Below are 6918 nucleotides of genomic sequence, written 5' to 3'. Positions count from 1 at the left end.
GGCGGGGGCGGCGGGGCGTCCGTGCCGCCCCAGGGCGCGTTGGGCCGGGGCGCGCCGCCGCTGTTGGGCCGGCCCCTGCGGGCCTCGATCATGGCGACGGCGCCGGGCGGCAGCCAGGCCGAGGCGCTGCCGCCGTCGTCCCCCGCGGCGAAGAGATAGGGCGCGAGCTGGGCCTGGAGGTCGGCCGGCGAGGGCCGGTCCTCCGGCTTGTGCTCCATCAGCGACTCGATCAACGGGCGTAGCTCGTCGGGGAGTCCGGACAGGTCGGGCCGCTCGCGCAGCAGCATGAAGACCGTCTCCACCGGGTTCCCGCCGTGGTAGGGCGGATGCCCGGTGGCGGCGAAGACGAGGGTGGAGGCGAGGGAGAAGACGTCGCTCGCCCCGTTGACGGAGCGGGAGTCCTTGGCCTGCTCGGGAGACATGTACGCCGGGGTGCCCACGGCGACGTTGGTCATGGTGAGGCGGGTGTTGGAGACGCCGGACGCGATGCCGAAGTCGATCACCCGGGGGCCGTCCTCGACGACCAGCACGTTGGAGGGCTTGAGGTCGCGGTGGACCAGGCCGGCGCCGTGGATCGACTGGAGCGCCTCGGCGATGCCGGCGGCCAGCCAGCGCACCGCCTGCGCGGGCAGCGGCCCGCACTCGGTGACGATCTCCTCCAGCGAGGGCGCGGGCACATAGGCGGTGGCCAGCCAGGGGACGGCGGCGCGGGGGTCGGCGTCCACCACGGCGGCCGTGTAGAAGCCGCTGACGGCGCGGGCCGCCTCCACCTCCCTGGTGAACCGCACGCGGAACAGCTGGTCCTCGGCAAGCTCGCTGCGCACGGTCTTGATCGCCACCCGCCGGCCCGAGGCCGAACGGGCCAGATACACCAGACCCATACCGCCGGCGCCCAGCCGTCCGAGCACCTCGAACGGCCCGATCCGCCGGGGATCGTGCTGCGTCAGCTGCCCCACCATGTGCTTGCCACCTCCCCGTCTGGGCGCTTGCGTGTCCCGCCCCCATCGCAGCATCTCATTGCCGTCGGACAGGGGTGGTCTTCCGAGACGATTCTTCCCCCCGGGACCGACAGAGACGAACGCGGGGCATGGATCTGCTGGTATGCCCGCACCTGTCGTGCGATGTCCCCTCCGACGTCCTGCGGTTCGGCCCCGCTCAGCCCCGACCAACGGGCCCATTCCCCATTCGGATGCGATCAAATCGCGCCTAGATCACGCGTCGATAAGCTGACTGGCATGACAGGAAAGGTAACGACCGTCGATGGCCGGGTCGCCGGCCGACGCGGTCAGGCGACGCGGCAGAAGCTCCTCGACTGCCTGGCGAAAATGCTCTCCAGTTCCCCCTACCGAGACGTCAAGGTGATCGACGTAGCTCGCAAAGCGGGCACCTCGCCGGCCACTTTCTACCAGTACTTCCCGGATGTCGAGGCCGCCGTCCTGGAGATCGCCGAGGAGACGGTGAAGGACTCCGCCGCCCTCTCGGAGTTGGTCGTCGGGCGCTCCTGGACCGGCAAGGCCGGCAAGGAGACGGCGGACAAGCTCGTCGACGGGCTTCTCTCCTTCTGGCGCAAACACGACGCTATTCTCCGGGTGATCGACCTGGGCGCCGCCGAGGGCGACCGCCGATTCGTCCGGATCAGGACCCGGGTGCAGGGCGCGGTGGTCAAGCCGTTGACCGAGTCCATCGAGAGCCAGTTGGGCCGGGGCCGCGCCAAGCCCCCGGCGTCGCCGGCCGCGTTGGCCGGTTCGCTGGTCACCATGCTGGGCGCGGTCTCGGCCCAGCCCAAGAGCCTTCAGTCGTTGGGCGCCAAGCAGTCCGAACTCAAGCCCGCGCTCTCCCTGTTGGTGCACCTGGGCGTCACCGGCCGCAAGCCGGCGAAGTAGGGGGAACGGGCGGCGCCGCCCGGCCCCTGTCTCCGGGACGGCGCGTCCCGCCCCTCGCACGCCGGCGCGTTGAACCAGCGCGCGACCAGCCGATGGCTCCCCGTTTCAAGCCCCCTGCTGGGGAACGGGCCGGCTGCGTATGCTCCTGCCCATGCCGAACCCGCCCACGCCCTCGGAGTCCATAGCCCCCGTGCATGTCATCGGGGCTGGTCCCGGGGGGCTCGCCACCGCAGCCGCCCTCGCCGAACGCGGCATCCGCGCCGTGGTCGTGGAGAAGTCGCCCGATGTGGGCGCCAGTTGGCGCGGCCACTACGAGCGGCTGCGCCTGCACACCACCCGCCGCTGGTCGGCGCTGCCGGGGCTGCCCATACCCCGCTCGGCCGGCCGTTGGGTCAGGCGGGACGACTTCGTCGCGTACCTGGAGGAGTACGCCCGCCACCACCGGCTCGACCTGGCGGCCGGCGTCGAGGTGTTCCGCGTCGAGCGCCCCGACGGCCCGGGCGCCGACGCCGGGGACTGGCTGCTGAGCGCGACTGGCGGGCGCCGGCTGCGCGCCTCCGCCGTCGTGGTGGCCACCGGCTTCAACCACACGCCCCATGTGCCGGACTGGCCCGGCGCCGCCGACTTCGCCGGCGAACTGTCGCACGCGCGCTCCTACCGCGCGCCGGCGCACTTCCGTGGCCGGGACGTGCTGGTGGTGGGCGCGGGCAACACCGGCGCCGAGATCGCCGCCGAACTCTCCGAGGCCGGCGCTGGCAACGTCTGGCTCTCGGTCCGCACCCCGCCGCACATCCTGCGCCGCTCCACGTTGGGCTGGCCATCGCAGGCCAGCGCGATCCTCGCCCGCCGGCTGCCCGTCGGCCTGGTGGACCGGGCCGCCCGCCCGCTGGCCAGGCTGCTGCCCGACCTGACCGAACAGGGGCTGCCCCGGCCCGAGGTGGGCCTCTACACCCGGGTCCAGCAGGGCGCCATCCCGGTGTTGGACCGTGGGCTGGTCCGCGCGGTGAAGCGGGGCCGGGTGCGGCCGGTCGCCGCCGTCGCCTCGTTCGAGGGGGAACGGGTGCTGCTGGCGGACGGCGCGGAGCTGCGGCCCGAGGTGGTGATCGCCGCCACCGGCTACCGGCGCGGCCTGGAGCCGCTCGTCGGGCACCTGGGGCTGCTGGACGGCCAGGGCCGGCCGCTGGTGCACGGCCGCCAGACCCATCCGGCCGCCCCCGGGCTGTACTTCACCGGATACTCCAACCCGATCAGCGGGACGCTGCGCGAACTGGGCCGCGACGCCCCGAGGATCGCCGCCGCCGTCGCGGACCGGATCGCCGCGCTCGAACGACGCCGCTGAGCCGGCCGGTTCGCCCGCGAACCGGCCGGGCGGGCGCCGTTGGCCGCCGGGCGGGCGCCGTTGATCGAGGCGAGCGGCCCCTCCCCGCGAGGAGGAGGGGGCTCGCCGGGTGGTCCGCACTCGCCGAGGTCTCCGGCCGCCGGCCGGCCTCGGCGTCCCCTCGCGGCGCTCCACCCCGCCCGTTCGAACCGGCCTCCACGGCCGAACGGGAACCCTTCACAGGGTCATCAAGCCAATACGGGACGTCAATAGCTGGCCGGAACCCTGCGCCCCTGGCGGGGCGCCTCGTCCGGGGGTTGGCCCGGGGGCGAGCAGTCCAACTCGCACCAGACGCGCTTTCCCTCGCCCTCCCGCTGCCAACCCCAGCGGGCCGCCAGCACCTCGACCAACTCCAGCCCCCGACCGCCCGTGTCGCACCGCGTCGCCTGCCGGGGCATGGGCGCGACGCCACTGCCGTCCACCACCTCAAGTCGCACCGGCACCCCGGCGCAGCCACGCTCGGCCCGGGACGCCTCCGGGCGCCGCACCGCCAACCGCAGCACCGCCGGGCGGCCGGTGTGGACCACCGCGTTGGTCACCAACTCCGAGACCAACAGCACCAACGTGTCGCCCGGCGCCGCGTCGGGGCAGGCCGGGCACGGCCGGCCACCGCCGATCTGCGCCCGCACCCAGCGGCGCGCGCGGGCCACCTCCGAGGGCTCGGGGGCCACCTCCAACTGTCTTTCCAGCTCCTGCACCGTTCACACCATCCGAACCGCCGGACAAAACACCTCACACCGAGGCACAACCCCAGCTCAGGACAGCATGATTGACGGGCGAGTCGGACAACAAGCGCTTCCGGAATAATCCGGCGCAAAGGAGTAAGCGCGCGAGGCGCTGTGCGAGCCGGGAAACGTTCGCTCGAACAGGAGTAAGGCAAGGCTCACGGGAGCGAGTTCGGGCGCGCGGCCCACCCGTTGTCCAGGGCGCTCAGGCGCTCAGCTGCGCGTCGGTCCCGCCGACGGCCGAGGCCAGGTCGGGGTGGCAGTCGAAGAGCCGGCGCACGCCCAACGCGGCCAGCACACGGTTCACATGGGAGCCGTCCTCCGCGCCCCTGGCCGGCAGGATCAGCCGCAACTCCCCCGCGCACGACCGCATCAGCCGCCGCGCGCCCACCAGCACGCCCACCCCGCTGGAGTCGCAGAACAGGACCTCGGACAGGTCGAGCACCAGCCGTCTCCTGCCGTCGGCCACCGCGTCGTGGACGCGCTGGCGCACGGTCGGCGAGGTCGCCAGGTCCAGCTCGCCGACGACGCGCAGCACGGTCCACTCCCCCCGCTGCTCCGCACGCACCGTGAGCGCCGTCATCACGCGTCCTTCCCTGCTCGTCGACCGATCCGCATCGCATGTCCTCCTACGCGACCTGCCCACTTTCCCGTTCGGCACGCGTCACCATCCGTGTCCGGGTCGGGCCGCGTCGGTCATCCGGCCACCGTACGCACGGCGTCGGCGGCGGAATCGTGGATGCGCTCCGGCCAGCCCCGCGCGAGGTCGACGCGTGGGGGAGCGCCGGGACAGCACCGCACACTACATTTGACGTGATCGAGGTGCCGGAGGTTGTCGGCGGGCGGACGGGAATGGGGGCCGAATGGCGCACGAGACGCCGCCACACTGGGACCGGAACATGCGGGAGCGGCTCCGCCGGGGCGAGGCGGCGGCGCTGGCCGAGCTGTACGACCGGTTCGCCTCCCTCGCCTACGGCATCGCCCAGCGGGTGCTCGACGACGAGACCGCCACCGGCCAGGTCACCCGCGAGGTCTTCGCCACCATCTGGGAGACGCCGGAGAGCTTCGACCCGCGCCAGTCCACGATGCGGGCCTGGATCGCGGCCCAGGCGCACCGGTTGGCGGTGGCCAGGCTGCGGGAACGCGCCGCCGGGCCGGCCGTTCACGAACAGGTGCGGGCCGCCGCGACGGCCGCCAGGGCCGACTACATCGTGACCGCGATGCCGGCGCCGCTGCGGGAGGCGCTGGAGCTGACCCGATTCCAGCGGCAGGACTACCGGCAGATGGCGCGGCGGCTCGGCATCAGGGAGGACGAGGCCAGGCGCCGGCTGCGGCTCGGGCTCCAACTGCTGTCCTCCGCCGCCCAGTACGGGGCCGAGAGCGCGGCGCCCGGCGGGGAGCCGCTCCCGCCGGGCGAGGAGCCGGCGCGACCGAGGGAGCGGGAGGCGCGGTGAGCGACCCGCGTTCCGGCGGCAGTGGCGCGCGTTCGGGCGCGAGCGGACCGCCTTCGGGCGGGGCCGGCGCGGAGGGCGCCGGCGCGCGCGACGGCGTGCACGAGTTGGAGGGCGCCCCCCGGGTGCCGCGACCTCGTCGAGGAGAGGCCGAGGTGGCCGAGCATCCCGAGGACCCGGAGGACGTGCGGCACAGACCGGAGGAGCACGAACGCGTCACGGCGCTGCTCGGCGCCTGGGCGCTGGCGGCCTGCTCGGCCGAGGAGACGAGGCTGGTCGATGAGCACCTCGACGCCTGCGAAGCCTGCGCCGGCGAGTCGCTGCGGCTGCGGGACGCGGCGATGCTGCTGGAGCCGCGCCGCAGCCTCGACCTCGACCCCGAGCTGCGGGCCGAGGTGCTCGACGGCTGCCTGGCCCGCCGCCCGGCCCGACTGCCCGTGCCGTCCTGGGCCGCCCCGTTGGACGCCGAGGCGGCCCGCCTGGACGCCCTGCTGCTGGACATGGCCGACGACGAGTGGCTGACCGAGGTGCGGCTGCGCTGGTTCGACGGGGACACCGAGCGCGGCCACACCACCACCGTCGCCGGGGTGCTGGACCATCTGCGCGCCTCGGACGGGCTGTTGGCGCGGATCATGAGCCTGCCCGACCCACTCTCCGGGCTGCCCGGGCTCGACGACCCGGACGCCCCGGACGACCCGGTCGCCCGCACCCTGGCCGCCTGGGCGGCGACCGCCGCCTCATCCGACGACAACGGCCGTGACGCCAGGGCGGGTTGGGAACCCTGGCGCGCCCAGACCAGGGCGCTGGTCTGGGCGGCCTCCCGCACCGGCGGCCGAACCGGCGAACGGCGGGTGCCGGGACCGGCCTACGACGCGGGGCGCCTGCCGGCGGTCGGGGGCGCGCCCTCGCTCTCCGACCTCTATCTGGACCGGGCGTTCGCCTGCTGGGTGCACGCGGGCGACATCGCCGGGGCCGTCGAGTACCCGTACGGGCCGCCGTTGCCGCCGCACCTGCGGCTGCTGGTCGACCTGGCGGCGCGGCGGCTGCCCGGCAGCATCGCCGGCCGCCGAAGAGCGGGCCTGGCCCGCTCCCCCGCCCGCCTCACCACGGCCGGCTCGCCCGGCCGAACCCTCCACCTGGAGGTGGAGGGCGCGGGCGGCGGGGACTGGTTCATCCCGCTGGACTCCCCCGTCGCCGCCGTCAGCCGCACGGCGGCGCGCGGGGCGGTGGCCCATGTCGCGCTGGACGACGTGGAGTTCTGCCGCCTCGCGGCGGGACGCATCACCCCCGACGAGGCGGCCGCCGGCGCGGAGGGCGACCCCGACATCGTCCACGACGTCCTGGCGGCCGCCGCGTCGATGTCCCGCCTGTAGCGGGACGCCGCGCGCTGGCGTTCCGGCGGAGGCGCGAGCGCGCTGCGCGCGCCGCGCGGGGGCCGCTGCGCGGCGGGCGGGTGACGCGCACGGCGCGCATGGTGCACG

The 6918-nt window shown here is 74.8% G+C and carries 7 protein-coding genes; 4 read left to right on the top strand and 3 right to left on the bottom strand.

Features of this window, described 5'->3' with window-relative positions:
* Window positions 1–959, bottom strand: a 959-nt coding sequence (locus EBN88_RS27485; RefSeq protein WP_233581033.1) for a serine/threonine-protein kinase, incomplete at its 3' end; no start/stop codon positions are given.
* 276 nt (window positions 960–1235) lie between these two features.
* On the opposite strand from EBN88_RS27485, the gene EBN88_RS27480 reads away from it, so the two are divergent.
* Window positions 1236–1883 carry a TetR family transcriptional regulator gene (locus tag EBN88_RS27480; protein ID WP_122399745.1) on the top strand — a complete coding sequence of 216 codons (648 nt, stop codon included), beginning with the start codon at window positions 1236–1238 and terminating at the stop codon, window positions 1881–1883.
* 151 nt (window positions 1884–2034) lie between these two features.
* Window positions 2035–3222 (top strand): flavin-containing monooxygenase, encoded by a 1188-nt coding sequence (locus tag EBN88_RS27475; protein WP_122399747.1) that lies wholly within the window; start codon window positions 2035–2037, stop codon window positions 3220–3222.
* 245 nt (window positions 3223–3467) lie between these two features.
* On the opposite strand, the gene EBN88_RS27470 is transcribed toward EBN88_RS27475, so the two are convergent.
* Window positions 3468–3959 (bottom strand): ATP-binding protein, encoded by a 492-nt coding sequence (locus EBN88_RS27470; protein ID WP_122399744.1) that lies wholly within the window; start codon window positions 3957–3959, stop codon window positions 3468–3470.
* Window positions 3960–4191: 232 nt separating this feature from the next.
* Window positions 4192–4569 (bottom strand): STAS domain-containing protein, encoded by a 378-nt coding sequence (locus EBN88_RS27465; protein WP_122399743.1) that lies wholly within the window; start codon window positions 4567–4569, stop codon window positions 4192–4194.
* A gap of 280 nt (window positions 4570–4849) precedes the next feature.
* Between EBN88_RS27465 and EBN88_RS27460 the strand changes: the two genes are divergently transcribed.
* Together EBN88_RS27460 and EBN88_RS27455 are read left to right on the top strand one after the other, a co-directional pair.
* Window positions 4850–5440 carry a sigma factor gene (locus tag EBN88_RS27460; RefSeq protein WP_122399742.1) on the top strand — a complete coding sequence of 197 codons (591 nt, stop codon included), beginning with the start codon at window positions 4850–4852 and terminating at the stop codon, window positions 5438–5440.
* The gene (locus tag EBN88_RS27455) at window positions 5437–6810 is read left to right on the top strand and encodes a zf-HC2 domain-containing protein (RefSeq protein WP_233581031.1); all 1374 of its coding nucleotides are present in this window, start codon (window positions 5437–5439) and stop codon (window positions 6808–6810) included. Before EBN88_RS27460 ends, EBN88_RS27455 begins: the two co-directional genes overlap by 4 nt.
* Window positions 6811–6918: the final 108 nt, after the last annotated feature.

The sequence above is a fragment of the Streptomyces triticirhizae genome, from assembly GCF_003696235.1.
GTDB classification, from domain to species: Bacteria; Actinomycetota; Actinomycetes; order Streptomycetales; family Streptomycetaceae; genus Streptomyces; species Streptomyces triticirhizae.
This window is presented reverse-complemented; position numbering and strand designations above follow the sequence as displayed.